Annotated in this window: 1 protein-coding gene; it reads left to right on the top strand. The window is 61.5% G+C overall.

From position 1 onward, the window contains the following. Nucleotides 1-322, top strand: a 322-nt coding sequence (locus P0G09_RS16855) for a nucleoside recognition domain-containing protein (RefSeq protein ID WP_275253240.1), incomplete at both ends; no start/stop codon positions are given.

The raw sequence follows: 322 nt of genomic DNA, 5'->3' as shown, positions 1-322 counted from the left end.
GTGACCCTGTTCTTCTTCCTTTCCCTGCTGGAGGATACCGGCTATATGGCCCGCGTGGCCGTTGTGATGGACAAGCTGCTGCGGCGCAACGGTCTTTCGGGCCGCAGCATCGTGCCCATGCTCATCGGCTTTGGCTGCACGCTCCCCGGCGTGATGGCAAGCCGCACGCTGCCCTCGGAGCGGGACCGGAAAATGACCATTCTGCTCACGCCCTTTATGAGCTGCTCGGCCAAGCTCCCGATCTACAGCCTGTTTGCTGTGACCTTCGTCCCGGAGTACGCCGCACTGGTCATGGTGGGCATGTATTTCCTGGGCATCCTTG

Source organism: Faecalibacterium sp. DFI.5.82 (assembly GCF_029076575.1).
Lineage (GTDB): Bacteria > Bacillota > Clostridia > Oscillospirales > Ruminococcaceae > Faecalibacterium > Faecalibacterium duncaniae.
The sequence above is the reverse complement of the archived record's forward strand: the minus strand, read 5'-3'. Positions and strand labels throughout refer to the sequence as shown.